A 23,585-nucleotide genomic window follows, 5' to 3' on the forward strand; every position below is an offset into this window, starting at 1 on the left:
AATAAAAAAATTTTCCCTTTTTGGGGTCTGGGGATTTTTCGGTGGGAGGGGGGGGAGGAATGGATTTGAAAATTCGGGATTTTCAAAGTGAGTGAGATGTTTCTCGCGGTGGCGGAGGCCAGGGATGGCCGGAGCTTTTTCGTCGGAACAGGAGGTTCCGCGAAAAAGAGCGTGAAACATCTCACTTGCTTGAATTTCAGCTACTTCGAACGGATCAAAAACAAATATCGAATTTCGATTTCATCTTTTGCTTTGAGAAACAAAAGAGAAGGATTCTCCAACTGATATTCCGAAAAACGTGCGATTGTTTTTCCTTTCACTTCGATTTGATCTTTCTCTACTTTATCAACCGTTAGATTGGATTTGAAATCTTTTGTGATCCCATGAATGGTAAGTTTTCCCGAAACGGTATAAACTTCTCCTTCTTGAGTTACAGATTCGATTTTCACCTGTATCAGGCTGTATTCAGGAGAACCTAAAATTTCCTTGATGTGAGCATCCCTTCCTTCGTCTCCCGATGTAATTTTTGAAATCGGGATTTTGATTTGAAACGGAGAACCGAGCGAATAACCGGTTTTGCTTGCTTTGATACGGATTGGTTCCAATTCCACTTCATTACAAACTCCGATCACATTCGCCGTTGCATGATCCACATAGAAGCCGATTTCCTTTTTTAAAACTTCAGAGGCAAATAAAGAAGGAGCTAACGTTAGGAAAGAAAAGGAAACGATCGTCAAAAAAAATAAATATTTCTTCATATCTTTTTATACCTTTAATAGAGTTATGAATCTAACATTTTTTTGGAATTTATAATATTTTATTCTTCAATTGATTCCGATTCTCTCCTATTTTTACAAAGATGAGAAATATCAGCCTCCTTTGAGGAGTAAATTTCCGATCGTATCTATGATAAAATCCGGCTTGATGCGGGAAGTTTTCAATTGTTCTTCCCGAAACTTTCCTGTTTTCACGAGAATTCCCTGGATGCCTAATTCCTTTGCCCCACCTACATCCGATTCAATATCATCACCTATCATAGTACAGTCGGAGGCGGAAAGACCCAAATGATCGAGACCCGCTCTAAAAAAGGAAGGAGATGGTTTGCCGATGACTTTTGCATCTACACCCGCAGAATATTCCAACCCGGTGATAAAGGCACCTATATCCAAACTCAAACCCTCTTTTGTCTGCCAAAACTTTCCCTTGTGTAATGCGATGAGCTTGGAACCTGCGATTAAATTCCGAAAAATACTATTGAGAAGATCATAACTCCACCCATCGCCGATATCTCCGATGATGACTGCTTCAGGATTCTCTTCTACTTTTTCCAAACCGGTAATGTCATCTTTGACCTGATCAGCGAGAATAAGCCGAACTTTGGACTTTCCGGCTTTTTTAAGATAGGAAGCCGCCATCTTGGGAGTGGTAAGAATTTCATTTTCCCGAATGCCTAAACCCAATTTGTTCAGACCTATTCGAATATCTCTTTCGGATTTAGTTGTGGTATTGGTCAAAAAAACAAAGGGAATTTTCTTTTCTCTAAGAGCTGTTAATGTTTCCAAGGCACCGGGAAGCAAACTTTCTCCCTGATGAAAAACGCCTTCCAAGTCGAACAAGTAACCCTTTTTACCACCGATAAACATAGTTTTGATTCTCCTTTATTTTTTTGCTTCGTCAATAAGGATTCAAAATAAATAGAAGATTCATGATAACGATTCTGTTACTTGATGATGGAACCTTTCCAAGTGGGGACACCCGATTTATCAATCGGAAACGGTTTTCCCAAATATTTGGGAGGAGTATCCCAAATATGAATGTCCCACCAGGCAAGCTGACGGGCGAAAAACTCACGCCAATAATAATAACCTTCTTTTTTATAAGTGCGAAGATTGCACTCAAACGCTTGTAAGTTGAGTCCAAGATTCCTGCCCAGGTAAATGGCACGGGGAAGAAAGAAAGACTGGCTGACAAAAATAGCGTCGTTTACCAAAAAAACTTCTTTGGCACGAATCAATGTATCTAAAGTGCGAAATCCGGCGTGATCCACAAATACGTCTTCCGGTTTTACATGATTTGCCAGCATAAACTCTAGCATGGGACGTAATTCGTTATAATCCGCCTGGCCATTGTCCCCCGAGAGTAGAATCTTTTTTACTTTACCCGATTGGTACAAAGACAAACCGCATTTCAAACGATCGGACAAAACAGGACTCGGTTTGTTTCCATGCACTGCAGCACCCGGAATCAATGCTACGGTAGCGGAAAACGACTCTTCTGCAGATTGAATGTGAGGAACTGCGTCGTAATTGCGATAAAAATCCCAATCTACAAATCCTATAAATATAAAAAAGGCCAGTAGAAATATCGCAATAACGCGAATTAGGGATTTCCACTTGACCCGAAATGGGAAAGGTCGTCTGCTATGTTTGTTAGGACTTTGTGCGCTCATGAAAAAGAAAATCAAAGAGATTAAATCTGTTTTCTCACAAGACAATCCTAAAATCAAGAAACAGATTGATCGGGTCAAAGAAAAAGGACACCAAAGAATGACGATTTTGGTCATTCCCCACGGTTACGATAGTTCCTTCCATTTCCAAATCTCGGTTTTTACCATCCTTTTCTTCGCCGGGCTTACCGTCGGCTTATTAAGCCTTGCCATCTTCGGAATTGTTCGCTCCAATAACACCCGTTCCCAAATCAATCAGCTCTCCGAAATCTACGGAAATTATTTTGATACCTACCTGACTCACTCCAACCAATTGGAGGAGATGAAAGAAGAGTATTCCAAACTGAACGAAAATATGTTGGAAATCTTTTCTCTCATTGACGGGCAGGATGACGAACTACTTAAGATTCCTGCAGAAGATGCGATCAAGTCCGCATCCTATGAACTTTTACAAAGGGAAGAAAGGGAAGACAAACAACTGGATATAGGTCGTAGGTACCTGAACGAAATCTATGATTTGAGATACTTAAAACACAGAATGACCAGCAATGAAAAGTTAGTCGAAGTGAACTTTGAATATCTTTTTACACGAGCTGCCGTTTTGTCCTCCACTCCTCTTTTCAATCCGATGTATTCTTATAATCTGACTTCCCAATTCGGAATGCGCAAATCTCCCACATCCGGTTTTTGGGAATACCACGACGGATTGGATATGGCAAATGCAACTGGCACTCCGATTTACGCTACTGCTCCGGGTCGGGTTATAAAAGTTGCCTACTCTAACGTAGGTTATGGACACCATATCATCATCCAACATGAATTCGGATTCAATACATTGTACGGACACTGTTCCCGCATCTATGTCCGCTCGGGACAAATTATAAAAACGGGAGATATGATTGCCGAAGTAGGAGCGACAGGAAACGTAACCGGTCCTCATTTGCATTATGAAATTATTTTGTCCGAAGAAGGCAAAACCGACCCGGAAGAATATCTACAATCAGGAATCTATTGATTGGCACCAAAAGAAGAAGATCCGAAAAAACGCATCCGTGCTTTGACAAAAGAGATCAAAGCACATAACGAACGCTACTATAAAAACAACACTCCAACCATCTCGGACAAAGAATACGATCTGCTTTTCAGTGAGCTGAAAAAACTGGAAGAGAATTACCCTGAATTTGTTTCTCCGAATTCTCCTACCAAAACCGTAGGCTCTGATCTTTCCAGCCAGTTCTCCAAATTCAAACACCAAGTTCCCGTCCTTTCTCTGGAAAATACATACAATACGGAAGAACTCTGGGAGTGGATTGTCAAAACCGGCGAAGACGAATTATATTCCCTTGAATGGAAAATCGATGGCGCCTCTATCTTGTTATATTATGTTGACGGCAAATTGGAAAATTGCGTTACCAGAGGAACGGGGGGAATCGGAGATGTCGTTACTGAAAATGTGAAAACCATCAAAGGACTTCCTCACGAATTGAAATCCGGCAGAACCGTGACCGTTCGAGGGGAAATTTATATGAATTTTTCCGATTTTGAAGAATTCAACGAAGAGTACGGCGGACGTTTTGCCAACCCACGCAATCTTTCCGCAGGTTCCATCAAACAGAAAGACCCGGCGGAAGTGGCAAAAAGACCTCTTCGCATTTTTGTTTACGATGCTATCTTCGGAAAAGGCAGAAAAGGGATCACGGAACATAAGGAAATCCTAAAACTTTTAAAAGAAGATAAATTTCCTTTGGCTCCGGATACCGAAATCATTCCCACCAAACAGTTGTTACAACATATAGAAGCTTTTCGTAAAAAAAAGGACAAAACCGGATTCCCCGTAGACGGGCTTGTCATCAAACTCAACAGTTTGGAAAAAAGAGAATCACTCGGAGAAACATCCCAATCCCCCAGATGGGCTCGTGCTTTTAAATTCGATGCGCTACTCAAAGATACGGTGATAGAGGACATTGATTTTGCTATCGGCCGTACGGGAAAAATAACACCCAGGGCAAAAGTAACTCCCACAATTCTTGCAGGGACCACTGTCACTTATGCCACCTTACATAACCAAGACTATATTAATGAATTGGGTGCCGGAATCGGCGCCAAGGTTCTGATTTCCAAAAGAGGCGAAATCATTCCGGCTGTTGAAAAAGTAATCTCACCTCCTACCCAAGGGGTATTTCAATTACCTACCGAATGCCCTTCCTGCAAAACTCACTTGGAAAAAGTAGATGATTCGGTAGATTTTTTTTGCACCAACAGGCATTGTCCCGAACGGGAAAAAAATTCTCTTATTTTTTTCTGCGCTAAAAAGCAGATGAATATAGAAAATATCGGAGAGAAACAGATTGAAATCTTTTATGAGCAAGGCCTGGCCAAAAACCTGGTTCAACTTTATTCATTGCATAAAAAAAGAGAAGAGCTTTTAGCAATGAACCGGTTTGCGGAAAAATCCGTAGATAATATACTTTCGGCTATCGAAAAATCAAAAGAAAAGGATTTTCGCCTAACGCTCCCTTCTCTCGGTCTCAACGAAGCGGGCCACAAAGTAACTGAGATATTGATTGAAAACGGATTGGACTCCTGGGATAAATTGGTTGCGTTAGCTAAAAAGAAAAATGCGGAAGAAGAACTTTCCAATCTGCACGGAATCGGTCCCAGAACAGTACAGGCATTACTCGGTCATTTAAAAGACAAAGAAACCCTAACTCTCGTAAAAAATCTGATCAAGCTGGGTCTCAAGTTTAAAGCGGACGAAACGGAAAAAAGCAACTTACAGCCGTTTATTGATCAATCCTGGTGTGTTACCGGAAGTTTTGAAAATTTCCAACCGAGAGAAAAAGCTTTGGACATCATTACGAAACACGGCGGCAGAAAAGTATCTTCCGTCTCTTCCAAAACAACTCATCTGCTGTACGGACCCGGAGCCGGATCAAAACTGGAAAAAGCGGAAGAACTGGGAATTACACTAGTCAATGAAGAGGAATTCCTTTCTCTCTTGAAAAAAGAAGGAATCCCTCATTAAAAAGATGAACTATCGACTAGAATTGATTTTCTATTTACAAACCTTATCTAAAGTAGAAACGATTTTAAAATCCACATTTGGCCAGAGTTTACTTGTTCCATCCGCACCTTTGTGAAGATCTCTGCACTCTTCATTCAAACGGGAAAGTCCGGATTTCAATCCGAAGTCCAATACATCCAGTGAACCTGCAACTTCGACCGTGTTTTCCTTTATGGTGAATTGAACAGGAATGGATTTTTTTACGCCGGCGAATTCCAAATCCAATTTCGCAGAACCGGTATTAGTTCCTTTAATTTCGGAGAAACTGCCCTTGAATTCCTTTCCGTTTTTTACCGATCCGAAAAAGAATTTTTTAATCTTTTCATCCCGATAAGGTAAATTCGAATTGATGGAAGCAATCGCGATTTTAAAAGACAAGTCTTTCACTGAATCCAATATGGTCGCCCCGGCTTTGGTTTTATTTACCTGGATCGAATCAAATTTTCCCTTTATCCCGGTTTTTTCCGTAAATTTAAACGCTGTCCATTCCAGGCTAGTTTGTTTCGGGCTGTACGCATAAGTGCACTTTTCCTCTGCAAATACCGAAGTGGTAACCACAGCGGAACAGATAATTGCAAGCAGATAGATGTTTTTCATCGGTCTTCCTCTCTAGTTTAATTAGACAGCAGAAACATTTCTTTGTCAAGATTTAGGAGATTCAATTTTGCTAATTGTGGATTTATTAAGCATAAGCCTTTTCTGCAGTGCAAAATTCGGATTAGCCCTAAAATTAAACCTCTCCTTTCGCATTATGTTTTAAAAAACGACTTTAACAGAATGATCCGTTTCAAAATACTCTTCTCAAAAGAGAAGAAAGAATGCACGGCGAAGAATCCTTATTAACAGACATCGGTTTGAGCATTATTTTTGCTACCGTACTCAGTCACATAGCAAGAGTTGCAAAACAACCACTTATTCTTGGTTATATTATCGGAGGAGCCCTTCTTGGAAAAGAAATGGGTTTTTCACTTGTTACAAACGAAGCCTCCATTGAGCTGATTTCGGAAATAGGACTGATTTTACTTCTATTCATCATCGGTCTGGAGATCAATCTTGCAGAGCTTGCGAAAATGGGTAAATCGATGTTCCTCTTAGGAACCTTGCAGTTTACATTATCAGTAGCTTTTGTTTACGGATTTTTTCCTCTACTGGGATTGCCGATCGGTGGGGAAAAATTCGACTTGCTCTACATTGCCGTGGCACTTTCCCTCAGCTCCACTTTAATCGTAGTTAAACTATTACAGGACAAGGTAGAAATCAATACTTTATCAGGAAAGCTCACTGTCGGAGTTTTGGTTTTCCAGGATATCTGGGCGATTCTGTTTATGGGGGTGCAGCCAAACCTCAATAGCCCCGAAGTTTTAAAAATTCTCGCATCAATAGGTATTATCGTTTTGCTGATTATTTTCAGTTTCACAGTCAGCAGATACATATTGGCACCGCTTTATAAGGCGTGCGCAGCCAGTTCAGAGTTGGTTCTTTTAACATCAATTATGTGGTGTTTCGCCATTTGCGGTATCGCAGGTGAAGCGGGACTTTCCAAAGAGATGGGAGCACTTGTTGCCGGTATGAGTATTGCCGCATTTCCTTACGGCGCGGATGTCATTTCCAAGCTTATCGGGATTCGCGACTTTTTTGTGACTCTCTTCTTCGTTGCCTTGGGTTTGAAAGTCCCCATGCCGAGTGTGGAAGTAGTCGCTATTTCATTTGCAATCATAACATTAATGTTGGTTGTTCGTATCTTAACCGTAGCACCGATTATCATTGCTTTGAAAAAAGGAGTTCGAACCGGGTTTTTGACCGGTCTCAACTTGGCACAGATCTCGGAGTTCTCACTAGTCATACTTGCATTAGGTGCCGGATTCGGTCATGTCACTGGCAAATTGCAGGCAGTCATCCTCACATCTACCATCATCGCTTCCATTCTTTCCACTTATATCATCCTGTTCAATCATCAGATCGCGGCGGCATTGGCCCGATTTGTAGCTAGGTTCGGAATTCATGACGAAGTTGTCGAAGTCAAAACAACCGGCGAGGGAGGTCATGATGATGGCCAAGTGCGGGACATCATTGTACTCGGTTATTTTAGAATTGCCCGTGCCTTCATCAGTTATCTGGAAGATCTTTCTCCATCACTCATCAAAAGGATCATCATTGCCGACTACAACCCTGCATTCAAAGACGAACTTACCGGCAAAGGATTTCAATGGGCTTATGCGGATTTGGCTCATCCGGAATCACTTTCCCATATAGGACTTCATGATGCTTCGATGGTAGTATGTACGATTTCGGATTCTTTTCTAAAAGGAACAAATAACACCCGTTTATTGTCTACATTGACAAAACTTGCGCCGAATGCAAAGATCATCTTGACTTCCGATGAACCGGACGATGCTAAAAAGCTGGTTGTTGACGGGGCTCAAAAAGTAATCGTTCCGGGTATTATCACCGGAGAATTTTTATACGATTATATCGCAGGCGGGATGAGAAAGGGTGCTTAATAAAATCAAATCCAACCTTTCTTTCTAAACTCTTCTATTACAAGTTCCAAGTCTCTGGGAGAATCCACTCCCAGATTTGCTTTGTTTGCCAAAAAAATCCCGATTGTGTTTCCATTTTGCAGAGCTCTCAATTGTTCCAAAGATTCGACTGCCTCCCAGTCGGAAGCGGGAAGAGTATTATAATTCAGTAAAAAATTTCTTTCATAACCGTAGATTCCGAGGTGACGAAAACAATCCGCTTTTTTTTTGAAAGAAGCTGGGATGGGGCTACGGGAAAAATAGTTAGCACGTGATAGTTGGTCAAATACAACCTTCACTCGATTGGGATCGGTAGGATCTTCCGCTTCACCGAAACGAACCGCAGCAGTAGTCATTTCCCAATCACTGTGCTTCAATTTTAGATCGACTACGCCGTCAATCAGTTCGGGTTCTATTCCCGGCTCATCACCTTGGATATTGACAATGACATCGTATTCGGGAAATTGGGTTGCGACTTCAATGATTCTATCCGTTCCGGTTTCGTGATCTTCCCTCGTCATGGCAACTTTACCGCCGAAAGTCAAAACGACATCGCGGATCTTTTCATTATCCGTTGCGACAACCAATTCGTTTAAGGATTTTGCTTTTTTAGAATGCAGATAAGTCCACTCGATCATCGGCTTGGAACCGATGAGTGCGAGTGGTTTTCCCGGAAAACGTGTGCTTGCAAAACGCGCAGGGATCACACCCAAAACTTTCTTTGACATAACGAGTATTAGTTTACTAAAAATTCGGTAAAATAAATCTCTTTGATTTTTCCATTTGTCAAAATATGATTCAAATGTGCTTTGATTTCTTCTCTTAAATCCAACTGGTTTGTAATCGATTTCAAATCATCTTTCGTTTTGCGAGCAATGATCAAGTTGATGATGTTTTGCATTTGCGCCACACGCATTGCCAACTCCTGAGAAAGAGCCGGTTGCCCCGATTCAAATCCCAAAGACATCTTTAACTTAACGAAATGCGATTCCCCAACGTCCGAGGTATTGATTCGAAATTCTTCCTGGAAACTATATATCTCAAGAGGAGGAGGCGCTTTTACCAATGATATGTTCTTTTGTTGTTTAAAGACACTGGTCGCAGTCTTTTGAGCAACAAACATGGATATTACGGTAACAATGATGATTCCAAAAATAGCAGCGGCAATGTAAAGTAACCATTTAACAATGGGAGACATTCCCGCCCCACTAGGGGAACCTTCGGCCAGCCCGCCTTCTTCTTCGTCTACTTCACGATCACCCATTACTGATCTCCTTCTACATTTGTTTCTGTATTTGGTAACCGAGACTCAGGCAATCCGTACTTACTTTCGCCAGGAGCTCGTTTTGTCGATTTTTCCGTTAAAATAATTATGTCTATTCTTCGATTGAAGGCTTTCGCTTCGGGGGTACCTTCGTTCTCCATTATCATAGGACGATAAGAACCGAAACTGACTGCTTGGAACCAGCTCGGATCAATCTCTTCCGAATTGATCATAAATACCGTGGTATTCACCGCACGCGCCGCGGCAAGATCCCAATTATTAATATATTCTCTTTCTTCTCTGCCGGGACGGTTGACAGGATTCACGGCATCATCATCGCTATGACCTTCCACCCGGACAAATCGTTCCAGTCCCTCAATCAGAGCTGCCGCCTTACGCAAAGTCTCTCTGATGGAAGGAGTGAGAATCGCAGAACCCGGATAAAAATAATCCGCTCCTACAAGTGAAATCACAAGTCCTCTTTCATTTTCGGAAATGCGAACTTTACCGGCTTCCACTTCCGGTTTGAAAACTTCCTGAGCATCCTTTTTTGATTTGGATAAATTTCTACCTACCACTTGGGAAGGAAGCGCTTCGATATTCATCCCCATCTCTTCCAAAGAACCTTTGGATAAGGTTTGGCCGCCTGTAAAAAATCCCGTTGTGGATTTGAATGCGGACAAAATGATCTGCATCTCTCTCGCATCCGTCTTACCAGTGGTATAGAGGAGGATAAAGAAACATAATAACAGTGTCACCATGTCTCCGTAAGTTGCCATGAACTCGGGGACTTTCTGGATACACTCCGGACATTTTTGTTCTTTCGCCATGGCTAAAGATTATTCTCCGTCATCCTTCATAGCCGCTCTCTCGACCGGAGTGAGGAAGCTCGCAAGTTTTTCCTTCACAATACGGGGGTTATCTCCCGATTGGATGGAAAGAGTTCCTTCCACCATAACTTGTTTGATCACAAGTTCATCTTCCGATCTACGGGTCAACTTACGAACTATAGGCGATGCAAAAAGGTTCTGCGCAAGTGATCCATAAAGAGTGGTAATCAAGGCAGTCGCCATACCCTGACCGATTGCACTTGCATCTCCACCACCTAGGTTTTTTAACATCCCCACGAGACCAACCAGAGTTCCCAACATCCCGAAGCCTGGCGCAAAACCTGCGTAAGCATCCCACCAGCTCCTTCCGTAAGCATGTCTTTGGGCGGTGTTGCTGATTTCCGTTTCCATAATATTTCGAACTAGTTCCGGATCCGTTCCGTCCACTACAAGTTGAATGCCTTTCTTTAAAAATTCTTCAGGCAATTCGTTGATATCATCTTCCAATGCAAGCAGTCCTTCCCTTCTTGCTTTTTCCGAGAAACTCACAAGTGTTGTGATCAGATTGGGAAGGTCAAAAGTAGGGTTCTGAAATGCCTTTTTAGTTACAGTTCCCACTGCCATAGTGGAGGTCCATGGAAAGGAGATGATCGTGGCCGCAGCCGCACCACCGAACGTGATCATAACGGAAGGAATATCGATCAAGTCCATGATACTCAAACCACCGGAGATGGTTCCGAGAACCATTAAGGCACTTCCTAAACCAAGCCCAATTACTGTTGCTATATCCATAATTACGCGTTACCCTTCTTTAGTTGGACGATTGGCCACTGGAAGCGAATGGATGCGAGCCTTGTACTGAAAGACTTTTTCCACAACAGTTTCTACAGGTTCTGAAACGATGTACTTCTTCTCATTTAAGAGAGTGATGACAGTGTCCGGATTTGCCTCGATAGACTCAATCAAGTCCGCATTGAGTACAAATTCTGCCCCTTTCAGTCGATGTAGGATGACCAATGGATCCCCCTATAAGATTACTACTTATGTCTATCGACTGCTTTACGAATTTCGCTTACGAATTTTTCTTCGGTAAACCGATTGATGGATTTTTGGAATTCCGTGCGTTTGTAGGTGATGGATTCCGATTCTTGGATGGCTAAGTTCAGCGATTCGACCGTCTGTTCTTTGAAAAATACACCTGTTTTTCCGGGAATTACCGTTTCCAAAGCCCCTCCCTGGCCGAATGCAATCACCGGTGTCGCGTATGCTTGAGACTCAACAGGGGTAATTCCAAAGTCTTCTACACCCGGAAAGATAAAACCGCGGGCTTTTTTGTAATAATCCAGAACTTCCTGACGGGGGATTCCCTTTTTCCAAATGATATTGGAAGGAAGGTTTTTGGTGAGTTTGGTTTCTTCCTGGCCTCCGCCGATGAGTACAAGTTTTTTTTTGTTTTTGGTAAATGCTTCGATTGCCAGATCAATTTTTTTATAAGGTGCGAATGCGGAAACCATCAGATAGTAGTCTTCTTTGGAATAATCCTGTACTCTGAATTCTTCCGACAAACAAGGTGGAGGAATGACTTGGTAATCCCTTCGGTAGTATTTCTGAATCCTTTTTCCCACAAAATGAGAGTTACACGTAAAATAATCCACTCTTTGGGAGGACGCAACATCCCATGTGCGAAGGTAATTGGCAATTGTTTGAAATAGAAAAAATTTTAAACCCGACCGATTGGGAAAATAATCGTAATACATATCCCAGACATATCTCATAGGAGAATGGATATAACTCATATGAAAAGTATTCGGATGGGGAATAACTCCCTTTGCCACGCAATGAGAAGAACTGAGCACAATATCATAACCTTTCAAATCCAATGACTCGATCGCAGTCGGAAAAAGAGGAAGGTAATAACGATAATATTTTTCTTTGAAAGGAAGTCGGTCGGTAAATGCGGTAGTGACTCTGCGGTTTTCAATTCGACCGTTTAACTTGCCTTTGCTGTAAAATAAAGTAAAAAGATCCGCGGTAGGATAGGCTTTGAGAAGAGAATCCAAAACCACCTCGCCTCCCCGCATTCCCGTCAACCAATCGTGTATGATTGCAATTTTCATTAATTTTGAGGTCCAATCCTTCTGCCCGTTAAGGTAGTCCGCCCGTAAAAAGAAGCAGTGATCACAAATGGAATCGGCATAGTGTTTTCCAGGTTTCGGGATGATTCCATATAGCGGCGTCCTTCTTTACCGATCGCTTCCGCATCAGCAATAGTACTATAAAGTTCGTCATACATCTCTGTGGAATTGATCAATTTAGGAATCGTCCCTTGCGGAGCGTTCAATTTGTCCGTAATCGAACGAAAATCCAGTGCAATGGAACGAACATCTTCTCTATTTTCTTCGATGGTTTGCGAAGCCGCTTTGAAAAAGTCATCGAAATAACGTGCAGATGGTAAATAATCGGGAGTCTTTTGACCTTCTTGGAATGTAGGTCGGAAATAAGGGGTTTTTCCGTCGGAACTTCCGGGATTGATATTGATCACCCGATTCGAAAAGACGGTAATCGTCTGAAAATCCACTTGGTAATTGTCCCAAAGGGTCAAAGGTTCTTCCAAAGCAATATGAAGCTCGATCGCATGATCTCTGTTATTGTCTAAAAAATGACGATCAGGAACATCAATGACCGGTCTTGAATTGATATGTGCAACATAACCTTTGGGAATTCCCAGAATCCGAACCTCCGTACCTTCTTTGATTCCGTCAATCCTGGAATAAAATAAAGAAAGCCGGTAAGGATATTTTTTATCGGGGCGATCAGGTAGAATCACAGTGGTAAAAAAAGCGAAACAAATCAGAAATACAAAGAAAACTCCCGCCAAAATCTCAAGTGAAATCAGATTCCTTAGCCGTTTCCAGAGCACTCCTAATCCTTGAAAGAAAAGAAAGGCTTGGCAAGCAGTTTTTAAATGAACTTAATGGAAGCTATGAAAGCAGTTACTATCCTCAAATACGATCCTACGGAACCGGCCTTAGAACTAAGAGAAAAAGAAATCCCTGTCCCTAAAGACAACGAAGTACTCATCAAAATCCATGTTTCTGTCATCAATCCCTCCGACCTAATGTTCATTAGGGGACTTTACGGAATCAAAAAGAAAGCACCGGTTTCCGCCGGATTTGAAGCAAGTGGAACCATTATTTCCGTAGGTTCCGAAATTAAAACTTTGAAAAAAGGAATGAGGGTCTCTTGTGTTTCAGGACAGAATGACGGGTCTTGGGCGGAATATATGGTAACTACGGAAGAGAATTGTATTCCTGTTATAGACGGGATCAGCTTGGATGAAGCCAGTTCCTTCTTTGTAAACCCGATGACTGCTTGGGCAATGGTTTCCAAGTGCAAGGCGGAAAACCATCCTGCAATGATCCAAACCGCATCCGCAAGCGCATTGGGAAAAATGGTAGTCCGCCTTTGTGCCGAATGGAAAATCCCACTAATCAATGTTGTGCGAAAAAAAGAACAGGAAGATGCCTTAAAAGAAATCGGTGCGGAATACATTCTCAATTCGGAACTTCCCAATTTTGAAAAAGAACTTTATAAACTTTCGAAAAAACTGAATGCAACTTACGCAATTGATGCGGTTGCGGGAGATACCGCAGAGAAAGTATTGGAATGTATGCCTTATGGCGGAAAATTAGTCTGTTACGGGGCCTTGTCAGAAAAACCTTTTTCCGTCAATGCAGGGATCATACTGTTTCAAAACAAAAAAGTGGAAGGATATTGGCTCTCATCCTGGATTTATTCCATAGGTGTGGAAGAATTCCAAAAACAGGCAAATGAAGCTCAAAAATATTTGAAGACCATTTTCCAAACCAAAATCAATAAAAAATATCCGCTGGAAGAATTCCAGGAAGGTTTGGAATTTTATAAAAACCATATGACGGAAGGGAAAGTAGTTTTCGCACCATGACTTTTTCACCTAACAAGAAAAAGCATGCAAATCGTTTATTGATTTTATCAGCATTCTGCCTATCTTTGTTTTTTTATTCTTGCATTTCGCAAGCAAAACAAAACCTGGATAGGCTAAAAAAATGCGAGTTTCAATTGGTAAATGTACTTGTTTCCCTAACACCGGGCCAACGATTTTCTCTTATACCTAAATTCACAATCACACCTATCATAGAAATAGGCAATCCGAACGAAGAAGATGTAACTATTTATCAATTTGATTTGAATTTGTCGCTATTGGGAGAAGGTGGGGAAGAAAAACTGGGTCGGGTAAAAAACCTGGAACCAAAAACCATTGCAAAACATTCTTCGATCACACTTCCCTTAACCTTGGAGCTAGAACAAAAAGACGGATTCGAAAACAAGATTTTAAGTGTCGCCATGCGCTTGCTAAATGAAGCGGGGGCGGGGAAAGACGCCGAATTTTTGATCGAAGGGAATGTGATTTTCGATACCGGCCTCGGGAAAATCCCTTTACCGGTTTCCGAAAGACAAAATATTAAACTTAAGAAGTAAAGATGCCCTTTTCAAAGACCCTCTTTTTAATTTTACCTTTTGCCTTTCTCCATTGCATCAGCAATCAAGATGATATTTTTTATTCCGGAGCAGAAGCGAATTATAAAATTTTTGAAGCCTTTGCCGCAAAAGACTCTGCTTGCGGATACAATCACAGAATCACATCCGTTGTTTTCGGAAAAGTAAAACAAACTGATGTGGATGCTTGTACCAAAGCAATCAATCTTATGGATTGCGGATTGTGGGCGGCAAGTGATCCAGCACCTTATAGGTGTAAGTCGATCAATTACAAACTTTAATCATGCTTCGTTACCTTTTTACATTTTCGCAGACGGAACTGATCCTTTTTGTTTTATTGGGTCTTGCGGGAATTTGTCTATTAACGTTTGGACTTTTAAAAAGCAAGGGTAGTCCGGAAAAAGAAAAGGTAGATGCAAAGGAAAAAGGCGATCCTTTCAAAAAAGACAAATCAAAACAAGATCCTTCATTGAAAGCGATGGAAGTCTTTGACTACAACGGAACCAAAATCTTACACCAAGACGGGAATTATACTGTGAATGACAAAGGTGTAGTAACGAATTATTCCAATTGGAACTTACTTCCTAAAAAATACCAATCTATGGTAAAAGAATTGGACAATCGTTCTCTCGGAGAAAAGGGAGAAGATTATTTTTTGGAAATATTGAACGGATTTTATTATGTATCTCTTCCCGGAGGAAAAAAGAAAAGATACGATACGATTGCAGACATTCCTCCGAACATTCGTAAGAGGCTCGGAGTTTGATAGGTTCTTTAATATCTAAGAAGAAGTAACAACTGTTCTGTTGGGAGAGGTTGTTAATTTTGTAGATTTGGATAGGTTTTTTGCCGCAAGCAGTGCTGCTTTTTTCTCGGCATCTCTTCGAAGCCCCTCGTTCAGAACTTTTACCGGCGGTTTTTTCAAATCCCAAACAATTCCCATCCAACTGAAAACTTTTAGGATATAATAGGACAAATCCACTTCATACCAATAAAATCCTTGGTTTGCAGAAGAGCAGTAGTAGTGGTGATTATTATGCCATCCTTCCCCCATAGTGAGTAAAGCGAGGAAAAGATTGTTTTTGCTTGTATCTCTGGATTCAAAACGTGTGGACCCGTAAACATGGGAAAGAGAATTGATCGTCCAAGTAGCATGACCTAAGAAAAAAGTTGCGACCGCATATCCGTAGACCAACCATCCCCATCCGCCCGCAAGATACAACCCAATAGCAAACGTTAAAGGGGGAATCCAGTGGTTACGGTCGATCCAACGCAGCTCAGGGTATTTGTAAAAATCGGGAATTAGTTTTGCTTCATAATCATTGTATTCATCCCGTAAAAACCAGAACATATGCGAATACCAAAATCCTTTGCGGGAAGGAGAATGAATGTCTTTTTCCGTATCGGAATTTTTGTGGTGGTTCCTATGGTGGGCAGCCCACCACAAAACTCCCTTTTGCATCGACATGGAACCGATCCAAGCGAGAACGAATTGAAAGACCCGAGAGGTTTTGAAGGAAGAATGAGAAAAATAACGATGGTAGGCGGCTGTGATTCCGAACATCCGAACAAAATAAGAAACAACAGCTACAAGTACCAATTCCCAACGGAACGGAACGGTGAATACCGTGAAAATAGTAGCCTGAATCATAAAAAAAAGCACAAAAAATAAAACGGGAGCTTGGTGTTTGACCACTGTTTCTACTGATGAATCTGAATTGTCCATTATCCTTAATTCCTACATTAAAGTTAGAGACAGACCCTCAGGATCGGTTGCAAAAAAATTCATTCTACTTGATTCTGCGACCCCTCGAACAACCCTGTCCCTAGAAACCATGTCATCTAGAATTGTTGTCCAAAAATACGGTGGTACCTCTGTCGGTGACACAACAAAGATCCAAAACGTAGCCAAAAGAATCAAAAAGTACCATGACCAAGGTCATAAAGTCGCAGTTGTTGTTTCGGCGATGGGCCATACAACGGACGAACTCGTTGCGCTCGCGGACCAAATTTCAAAGAACCCGACCAAACGGGAAATGGACATGCTTCTTTCCACGGGAGAGCAAGTTTCCATTGCGCTACTCGCAATTGCTTTGAATGAGATAGGAGTTCCCGCCCAATCTTTCACAGGATCACAGGTGAAGATTCTTACCGATGGAAATTTTTCCAATGCGAAGATCGAAATGATCGATCGGACCCGCATCGACAATGCATTTAATAGTGGCAAGGTTGTCATCGTTGCGGGCTTTCAGGGAATTGATAAAGACGAAAATATAGTAACCTTAGGTCGCGGAGGAAGTGATACTTCCGCAGTTGCATTGGCTGCCGCACTCGGTGCGGATGAATGTGAAATTTATACGGATGTAGACGGAGTTTATACTGCCGATCCCCGTAAGATTCCGCAAGCAAAGATGCACAAACAAATCACATACGAAGAAATGTTGGAACTGGCAAGTCTTGGCGCGGGCGTTTTGCACTCCAGAAGCGTGGAACTAGGAATGAATTATAATGTGGTAATTCACGTTCGATCCAGTTTTCACGACAAACCGGGAACTCTTGTTATGAGTGAGGAAAAAATTATGGAAAAAATGAAAGTCAGCGGGGTTACCGCAAAAGGCGACCAAGCACGCATAACAATTGCAGACGTAAAAGACAAACCTGGGATCGCTGCGGAATTATTCACTCAACTATCCGAAAAAGATGTGATCGTAGATGTGATTGTCCAGTCCTCTCCGAGAGACGGAATCAATACGATCTCTTTCACTATTGCAAAAAAAGACATCGCTGCCACAAAACCTATCATTGAAGCTTATGCAAAAGATCATGGAAGCGGAAAGGCCGAGATTGATGAAAATATTTCCATTGTTTCTGCAGTAGGTGTAGGAATGAAATCTCATGTAGGTGTTGCTGCAAAAATGTTCCAGGCGCTAGCGGATAAAAGCATCAACATTGAAATGATTTCCACATCGGAGATCAAAATTTCCTGCGTCATCAAACAAAACCAATCAGAGGAAGCAGTAAGGGCCCTACACGCGACTTTTATTGAAAAATAAAAGTCTTCCCAGTGGAACTAGGGCTATTACTTTTTTGACCAAATGGTTCTTTTTAAGAAGCAATGGCTTGTGCTTTGTGTAACAACGACTTGTTTGTTGACACAAACTGCTCATTCTTACGAATCCTTAAACCAAGTCATCGCCATCGTAGGTAATAGGGCAGTCACGCAGTCCGAGTATGAAAAGGGAGTTGAAAAATACAAATCACTCTCCCGTTTCGTTCCCGCTCTCCGCAAAAAAGGCTCCCTCCACTCACAAGTATTAGACTTTCTGATCGATAGGACCGTCGTAGATATCACCGCCGAAGAAGAATCCATCCAGGTAAACGAAAAAAGAATCGAAGCTGAAATCCAGAAACGGATGGAAGCGCAGGGTATGACTGATATCGAAGCGTTCAAAAAGAGCGTACAACAGCAGTTTGGTTTGCCTTACGATATTTGGCTTGAAGATCTTCCTTACCAAATAAAAAAGGGACAACTTTTACAAATTAAAGTTTCTCCTCCACTTCCTTCCGAACAAGAGATTCTCAGTTGGTACAGTAAAAACAAATCGAAAGTCGGATTCGAATTTAAATTCAGAGAATTGATTTTTTCACCTGCCAATTCTTCCATAGACGAAGAAACACGGATTTTTCAGGAGTTGAATGAAATTCGTGGAAAATCGATCAAAGATCCTTCTTTTTTCAGATTGGTAGCTTCCGGTCCGCGAAACGAATCCAGATACAAAGCAAACGGTGGTTTGGTGAACTGGGTGCCTACTTTCGAACTTTATAAATCTCAACCTACAACAGCGTCCGTCCTCAGCCAAGTACAACAGGGCAAAGTTTCGGAAGTATTCAGAGACGACCGGAAGAGATACTGTCTTGTTTTCGTCGAAGGAATTCGTCCGACTCCTTTGGACGCAGTGAGAAAAGGGATTCAAGGATTGTTATTTCGAGACAAAGAACAATCCTCTTTTGAAGATTGGGTTTCGAACACTCGGAAAAATACCTCCGTTGTGATATTCGATCCTATCTATATGAAAGAGCATAACATTTCCAACCCTGAAGAAAAGTATAACGCAGAATAAGTATGTCTAGGAAAGATTATTTACCCACGCTCGTTGCGGTTTATTTGGATAATGAAACTCTGGCGTTTTTGAATGACAAACCATACTGGGATCTTTGGAAAAAATTTCTCCAAAGAGTAGATTCCCTTTTTCCCAACATAACAGTTCATATACGGGTCGACGACAATCTTTTAGGAAAATTAAAAACCGAAAAAGAAATATCGGATAGATTGAAAACCCATACCGATCCAAACGATGAATCCGATTTCCTGAAAGAGATGATTCCGTTTCTTCCCGCTTCCAAATTCCAAGATCCCGATTGGGACGAGGTTTGTTTTCTTTATCTGAAAGGTATCAGTCCTCTCTTGGACGTGGAGTTATCCAAAAGATCCTGGAAGAGACATCAAGATTTTTTCAGTCAATATTCCTATAGCGAAAACCTTCCCGAAGGAATTATTCCTACGATTCTCTCCAGAGAATTTTTAAGCACTCTACCTGACAAATTACCTTCGGATGTTCATTCTTTCTTTTTAAAAAATATAAATCATTACGATGTGGATATATTCTTTGTCCCGCCGGATCTAAGACAGTATCGGTTTGATCTCAGAGTCAATCACCCTCGCAATGTAAATCTGATCGAAAGCCTATTCAAAAAAATTCCAGGGCCTGCTTATTCTGAAATTCTACCTATCTTAAAAAAAGAACCGGCTATCTTTCGTTTTGCGCCTTCCTATGTGGAATGGGAGATTCAAAGAGGCTCGGAACAGGATTGTATCTTTCGCGGTAGGACCTATCTGATCGATAAAAACGACAAGACTTCCGTTACTTTGGAGAATGCAAAACTCATTTTGTCCAAATTGGAATCTACATTTCCCTCGCCGATGACAATTTGTTTGGGCGGAAACGGAGAGCCGCTCCTCCACCCTGATTGGAAAGAAATCATTACCCGGATTCTAAAGCTTCCTTACTTAACCGAGCTAATGATCGAAACATCACTCACATCTAATGCAGGTGAGCTCGTTTCTTTTTTACGGAACTTATCCGAAGCGGAAAGAAAGAAGATCTGTTTGATTGTAGATTTATCTACTTTGAAGGAAGATAGATACAAAACTTTGTACGGGACAAATGATTTGTCTAAAGTTTTGGAATCGATTGATTTATTGAAATCCGTTTTGCCGCAAGGTTCTTTGAATGTGGAAATGATTAAAATGAAGGAAGTTGAAGACGAGATTGACGCCTACTTTACTTATTTTGAAAAGAAAAACATCAACGTGATTCTCCAAAAATACAACAGTTATGCGGGAAAACTTACGGAGAGAAGAGTAAGTGATCTTACTCCGATTCATCGTGAATTCTGTTGGCACCTAACACGCGATTTATACATCAATGCAAACGGTTCCGTTGCCATTTGCAAACAAGATATTACCCGCGAAATAGGAAACCTGACTACAGAAAATTTAAAAGACATTTGGCAAAAAGGAAATTCTTATTTTGCTTCTTCTTTCCTGGGAAATCATCCAGAAATCCCCGCACCTTGCCTTTCCTGCGATGAATGGTACACATTTAACGCCTAAACCTTTCGCTTTCATCCAGGCTAGGCTGGGATCTACCCGCTTGCCCGGAAAAGTTTTACTCGAATTGCCGGAAGGGTCGGGTGTAACCATCCTCGATCATATTTTCAACCGGCTCATTCAAATTCTACCCAAGGAAAGAATCGTATTTTTAATCCCCGAAATAGACTTGGGGTTAAAAGATTTTCTAAACCGAAGAGGTTATCTGTGGTTTGCAGGTTCCGAGACGGATGTCCGGGAACGTTATATTCTGGCCGCAGAAACATTCGGGGCAAAAGATATCATTCGTCTAACGGGCGATAACCCATTTATAGATATTCATTCCGTAGAGTTACTTATGGAATCCATCTGTCATTTGCAAACCGAAAAGTATTGTCTTTCCTTTCTGAATTTACCTCTGGGCATGGGAGCGGAATGTTTTTCTTATGAGGCACTGGTAAATGAAAAAGACACGAAGACGGAGCCACGACATAGAGAACATGTAAGTCTACATATCAAAGAAGATTTGGAAAAGTATTCGGTATACCGATTGGTTCCTCCATATCTCAATTCCAAAGATATGGAAGAATCCGACCAAATCCGAATGACAATCGATGAACCTTCGGATTTGAAATTGGCAAATTTAGTCTGGAAAGAGTTAGGTGACAAGTTTCCATTTTTCGGTTCGAAAGAAGTAATCGAACTGTATCGGAAAAAACCGAATTTGTTTTTGGAAAACGAGTCCGTGAAACAAGTCCGCTTTTCTCTACCTAAAAGCGAGTTTGGAAAAAAGAAAATTCACATTCAATACGGAGATCCGAAACAATTCGGTTCCGGTCATTTTGATCGCTGTCAGTCCCTTTCCATAGAATTGCAAATGAACGGGTATTCGGTAAGTATGGATACGAAGTATCAACCGGGTGCCGATGCTTTTCTTTTAGATGCAAGAGAGACCGTACCGGAAGACGAAACGGTCTTTCTAATAGATAATTTGGAATACAAAAACAGAAAAAACCCTTATTTGTTTTTATTGCCTCATCCTTCCGTGGAATGGGAAGATAAAAATCATTTTTCTTTTTACACTTCCCCTTTAATAGATTCATATCGAAATGAAGAAAAAGTCACAGGAGATTGGTTTATTTATGCGGGAGCACTGAATGAAGTTTATTCCGATTCTTTGGATCGGTATCTGACGGAAGTGCTGTCACCCAAATGGGGGATTGGTAACATAACAAGAGTTGGTGGGACAAAGCCGAAGCTTTCGAATATCAGATATTACTCACGTTTGGCAAAGGCGGATTATATGAAACGTATTTCAAAATCAGAAGGTTTTATTTCCTATTTCGGCCAGAGCACGTTGGAAGCGATCTACATGAAAAAGAAAGTTGCCATTTTTGGAATGACTGAAATTCATAAAGAACTGGGAATGTTTTTATCTAAAAAAATTGAAATTCCTTATCTCGGAGAACCGAAAAATTGGATTCATCCTCCGGATATATGTCTATCTCCACGACTTGGATTGGATAGAAACGCACAAAATGTAATTTTGAATTGGTTGAAAACACTTTGAAAGATTCTTTATTGAAAACAATATCCCTATTCTCAAAAATCACCTTTGCCTGGTTAATTCTTTCAGTTTCAGTTTACGCACAAGAGAACCCTCCGCCTACAGAATCGGAAACTTTTCAATCGAAGATTGACTTGGAAAAAACGGGAAGAAACATCATCAACGCACTTCGTTACGGAAAGTTCGGGGTCGCCGATTTCGAATGGAAGAAAATCCAAGCCGATATTTATAAAGAAGAAGCAGAATATTCTTATCTGGCGGGAGCCATTCACTATTCCCGCCTGGAGTGGCCTGAAGCCAAAGAGGCACTTGCCAAAGCTTTGGCAAAAGAACCGAACCAGGAAGCGGCAAGTTTCCTATTGGGAATGATCTATGCTCAGGAAGACAATTGGAAAGAAGCAAAAGATACTTGGCTTGAAACAAATCAGATTTCACCTTATAATCCTTTTTATCATTATAATCTCGGAGTCGCCTACTATATATTAGGTGAATATGGGCAAGCGATCACTTCTTTATCGAAATCCTTGGAATACAAACCGAATTATTCGGAAGCAAAAACAATTCTCGTCAAAACCTACCTGGAACTAGGAAATTATACCGAGGCAAAAAAAGAAATCGAATCCATTTTAGAAACCGATCCCAAAAATCCGATGGCGTCCAATTTACTCGGACGGGTAGTATATCTGACTGAAAAAGATCCGAAGAAGGCATTGGCTCTTTTGAAAGACGAACGGGTCTTAGGTTGGCGTGAAAAGAAGACGTACGCCCGTTGTTATTTTGAAGTTAGAAAATGGCGAAATGCCGAATCTTTATTCCGATCAATCGCATTTTCTCCGTTTGCGGATGATTACGATCAAAGTTTTTATTTGAATCTACTTTTGAATTTGGGATTGGAAGAAAAGGCGAATGAGTTTTTTCATTTCATTCAAAAGAAAAATAAAAATGATTCTACAATTGCGGAAGCCTATCGGATGTTATTGGCAAGCAGGGAAGGAAAAACCCTGCTTTACCATTATTTCAAAGTAAGATATTAGGGGACCGCCGCTTCCGGTTTGGATTGGGTGTATTTCCATTCTACTGCAACGCGGATTAACTTTTCATTTTCAGAGATACTGAGCTTTGTTTTGATACGGGAACGCAAAGTTTCTATCGTGGAAGCCGCCAAACCCATATTAGCCGCAATTTCCTTGACGGGCATACCTTCTCCAATCATAAGAAAGACTTCCAATTCGCGATTGGAAAGCCTGTCGATAGGATCTTTTTCTTCTTTTTGAGAAGTTCTGTAAAGATGCCCTAAAAGTCTGGTAGCTTGAGATGAACTTACAAAGTAGTCCCCTCTAAGTACTGTATGGATCGCTTCTACAATCTGAGTGGTTGTATCTTCTTTAAATACGTAACCCATAGCACCTAATTTGAAAGCCCTATCGACAAACGTATCATCAGTTAACATACTAATAATGATCACTGCGATATTGGGAAATGCAGTTCGCAATTTTTTCAAAAGCTGCAAACCGTTTTGATTTTGCTTCAACTGAATGTCCACAAGGACAAGAGTAGGCTGCAAGTTTTCTATATCGGCAAACGCCTTTTCAATAGTGTCAGAGCTCCCAATACACTCCAAATCATCTGATTTGGAGATAAGGTTGTTCAAGGCATCTACAACGAGTGGATGGTCATCGACAATGTATACTTGCTTTTTCATGTGTAAT

The 23,585-nt window shown here is 41.2% G+C and carries 25 protein-coding genes; 12 read left to right on the plus strand and 13 right to left on the minus strand.

The genetic code is table 11. The features are described from left to right. Window positions 1-200: 200 nt before the first annotated feature. From EHS11_RS18955 to EHS11_RS18965, 3 genes are all read right to left on the minus strand, one after another. Window positions 201-758, minus strand: coding sequence for a YceI family protein (locus EHS11_RS18955; protein ID WP_135765964.1), 558 nt, complete (start codon window positions 756-758; stop codon window positions 201-203). Between the two features lie 111 nt (window positions 759-869). Beyond that, a complete protein-coding gene (locus EHS11_RS18960) occupies window positions 870-1,643 on the minus strand; it encodes a TIGR01458 family HAD-type hydrolase (protein ID WP_135765965.1) in 774 nt (257 codons plus the stop codon). Window positions 1,644-1,720: 77 nt separating this feature from the next. After that, on the minus strand, window positions 1,721-2,449 hold the full coding sequence (locus tag EHS11_RS18965) for a SanA/YdcF family protein (RefSeq protein ID WP_135765966.1): 729 nt from the start codon (window positions 2,447-2,449) through the stop codon (window positions 1,721-1,723). Here EHS11_RS18965 and EHS11_RS18970 point away from each other — a divergent pair. Together EHS11_RS18970 and ligA are read left to right on the plus strand one after the other, a co-directional pair. After that, window positions 2,448-3,461, plus strand: coding sequence for a M23 family metallopeptidase (locus EHS11_RS18970; protein ID WP_135765967.1), 1,014 nt, complete (start codon window positions 2,448-2,450; stop codon window positions 3,459-3,461). The two genes, EHS11_RS18965 and EHS11_RS18970, sit on opposite strands and share 2 nt — an antisense overlap. After that, the gene (gene ligA / locus EHS11_RS18975) at window positions 3,462-5,471 is read left to right on the plus strand and encodes an NAD-dependent DNA ligase LigA (protein WP_135765968.1); all 2,010 of its coding nucleotides are present in this window, start codon (window positions 3,462-3,464) and stop codon (window positions 5,469-5,471) included. A gap of 30 nt (window positions 5,472-5,501) precedes the next feature. On the opposite strand, the gene EHS11_RS18980 is transcribed toward ligA, so the two are convergent. Next, entirely contained in the window at window positions 5,502-6,107 is a 606-nt protein-coding gene (locus EHS11_RS18980) for a YceI family protein (RefSeq protein ID WP_135765969.1), read from the minus strand. 221 nt (window positions 6,108-6,328) lie between these two features. Here EHS11_RS18980 and EHS11_RS18985 point away from each other — a divergent pair, with 221 nt between their 5' ends. Next, window positions 6,329-8,011 (plus strand): cation:proton antiporter, encoded by a 1,683-nt coding sequence (locus EHS11_RS18985; protein ID WP_135765970.1) that lies wholly within the window; start codon window positions 6,329-6,331, stop codon window positions 8,009-8,011. A 5-nt stretch (window positions 8,012-8,016) separates the two neighbouring features. On the opposite strand, the gene kdsB is transcribed toward EHS11_RS18985, so the two are convergent. From kdsB to EHS11_RS19020, 7 genes are read right to left on the minus strand one after another with little or no spacing between them, the layout of a single operon-like run. Next, window positions 8,017-8,757, minus strand: coding sequence for a 3-deoxy-manno-octulosonate cytidylyltransferase (gene kdsB, locus EHS11_RS18990; protein ID WP_135765971.1), 741 nt, complete (start codon window positions 8,755-8,757; stop codon window positions 8,017-8,019). A gap of 8 nt (window positions 8,758-8,765) precedes the next feature. Beyond that, the gene (locus EHS11_RS18995; RefSeq protein ID WP_109021844.1) at window positions 8,766-9,293 is read right to left on the minus strand and encodes a flagellar basal body-associated FliL family protein; all 528 of its coding nucleotides are present in this window, start codon (window positions 9,291-9,293) and stop codon (window positions 8,766-8,768) included. Next, window positions 9,293-10,123, minus strand: coding sequence for a flagellar motor protein MotB (gene motB, locus EHS11_RS19000; RefSeq protein WP_135765972.1), 831 nt, complete (start codon window positions 10,121-10,123; stop codon window positions 9,293-9,295). Before motB ends, EHS11_RS18995 begins: the two co-directional genes overlap by 1 nt. A gap of 9 nt (window positions 10,124-10,132) precedes the next feature. Next, window positions 10,133-10,915: a motility protein A gene (locus tag EHS11_RS19005; protein ID WP_135765973.1), complete on the minus strand. Its 783-nt coding sequence runs from the start codon at window positions 10,913-10,915 to the stop codon at window positions 10,133-10,135. A 9-nt stretch (window positions 10,916-10,924) separates the two neighbouring features. Continuing rightward, a complete protein-coding gene (locus tag EHS11_RS19010; RefSeq protein WP_135765974.1) occupies window positions 10,925-11,140 on the minus strand; it encodes a flagellar FlbD family protein in 216 nt (71 codons plus the stop codon). 20 nt (window positions 11,141-11,160) lie between these two features. Continuing rightward, window positions 11,161-12,240 (minus strand): glycosyltransferase, encoded by a 1,080-nt coding sequence (locus EHS11_RS19015; RefSeq protein WP_135765975.1) that lies wholly within the window; start codon window positions 12,238-12,240, stop codon window positions 11,161-11,163. Further along, entirely contained in the window at window positions 12,240-13,043 is an 804-nt protein-coding gene (locus tag EHS11_RS19020; RefSeq protein WP_246048079.1) for an MlaD family protein, read from the minus strand. The genes EHS11_RS19015 and EHS11_RS19020 overlap by 1 nt, the downstream gene beginning before the upstream one ends. 63 nt (window positions 13,044-13,106) lie before the next feature. On the opposite strand from EHS11_RS19020, the gene EHS11_RS19025 reads away from it, so the two are divergent. The 4 genes from EHS11_RS19025 to EHS11_RS19040 are packed head-to-tail and all read left to right on the plus strand — an operon-like array spanning window position 13,107 to window position 15,425. Beyond that, a complete protein-coding gene (locus EHS11_RS19025) occupies window positions 13,107-14,087 on the plus strand; it encodes a zinc-binding dehydrogenase (RefSeq protein ID WP_246048080.1) in 981 nt (326 codons plus the stop codon). After that, window positions 14,084-14,641: a hypothetical protein gene (locus EHS11_RS19030; protein WP_135765977.1), complete on the plus strand. Its 558-nt coding sequence runs from the start codon at window positions 14,084-14,086 to the stop codon at window positions 14,639-14,641. The genes EHS11_RS19025 and EHS11_RS19030 overlap by 4 nt, the downstream gene beginning before the upstream one ends. Window positions 14,642-14,643: 2 nt before the next feature. Beyond that, window positions 14,644-14,940 (plus strand): LIC13255 family lipoprotein, encoded by a 297-nt coding sequence (locus EHS11_RS19035; protein ID WP_135765978.1) that lies wholly within the window; start codon window positions 14,644-14,646, stop codon window positions 14,938-14,940. A 2-nt stretch (window positions 14,941-14,942) separates the two neighbouring features. Beyond that, a complete protein-coding gene (locus EHS11_RS19040) occupies window positions 14,943-15,425 on the plus strand; it encodes a hypothetical protein (protein WP_135765979.1) in 483 nt (160 codons plus the stop codon). A 15-nt stretch (window positions 15,426-15,440) separates the two neighbouring features. Here EHS11_RS19040 and EHS11_RS19045 read toward each other — a convergent pair whose 3' ends face one another. Then, window positions 15,441-16,385, minus strand: a complete 945-nt coding sequence (locus EHS11_RS19045) for an acyl-CoA desaturase (protein WP_135765980.1) — start codon at window positions 16,383-16,385, stop codon at window positions 15,441-15,443. Window positions 16,386-16,494: 109 nt separating this feature from the next. Here EHS11_RS19045 and EHS11_RS19050 point away from each other — a divergent pair, with 109 nt between their 5' ends. Genes EHS11_RS19050 through EHS11_RS19070 form a run of 5 tightly spaced genes read left to right on the plus strand, consistent with a single transcriptional unit; the run spans window position 16,495 to window position 22,910 of the window. Beyond that, a complete protein-coding gene (locus tag EHS11_RS19050; RefSeq protein ID WP_135765981.1) occupies window positions 16,495-17,712 on the plus strand; it encodes an aspartate kinase in 1,218 nt (405 codons plus the stop codon). A gap of 42 nt (window positions 17,713-17,754) precedes the next feature. Continuing rightward, window positions 17,755-18,780 carry a putative peptidyl-prolyl cis-trans isomerase gene (locus EHS11_RS19055; protein WP_135765982.1) on the plus strand — a complete coding sequence of 342 codons (1,026 nt, stop codon included), beginning with the start codon at window positions 17,755-17,757 and terminating at the stop codon, window positions 18,778-18,780. A gap of 2 nt (window positions 18,781-18,782) precedes the next feature. Continuing rightward, window positions 18,783-20,333 carry a spiro-SPASM protein gene (locus EHS11_RS19060; protein WP_135765983.1) on the plus strand — a complete coding sequence of 517 codons (1,551 nt, stop codon included), beginning with the start codon at window positions 18,783-18,785 and terminating at the stop codon, window positions 20,331-20,333. After that, entirely contained in the window at window positions 20,251-21,879 is a 1,629-nt protein-coding gene (locus EHS11_RS19065; protein ID WP_135765984.1) for a cytidylyltransferase domain-containing protein, read from the plus strand. The genes EHS11_RS19060 and EHS11_RS19065 overlap by 83 nt, the downstream gene beginning before the upstream one ends. Then, window positions 21,876-22,910: a tetratricopeptide repeat protein gene (locus tag EHS11_RS19070; protein ID WP_246048081.1), complete on the plus strand. Its 1,035-nt coding sequence runs from the start codon at window positions 21,876-21,878 to the stop codon at window positions 22,908-22,910. The genes EHS11_RS19065 and EHS11_RS19070 overlap by 4 nt, the downstream gene beginning before the upstream one ends. Here the strand turns inward: EHS11_RS19070 and EHS11_RS19075 are convergent. Beyond that, window positions 22,907-23,578 (minus strand): response regulator transcription factor, encoded by a 672-nt coding sequence (locus EHS11_RS19075; RefSeq protein WP_135765985.1) that lies wholly within the window; start codon window positions 23,576-23,578, stop codon window positions 22,907-22,909. The two genes, EHS11_RS19070 and EHS11_RS19075, sit on opposite strands and share 4 nt — an antisense overlap. Window positions 23,579-23,585 lie beyond the last annotated feature (7 nt).

Source organism: Leptospira ilyithenensis (genome assembly GCF_004771005.1).
Classification (GTDB): Bacteria; Spirochaetota; Leptospiria; order Leptospirales; family Leptospiraceae; genus Leptospira_A; species Leptospira_A ilyithenensis.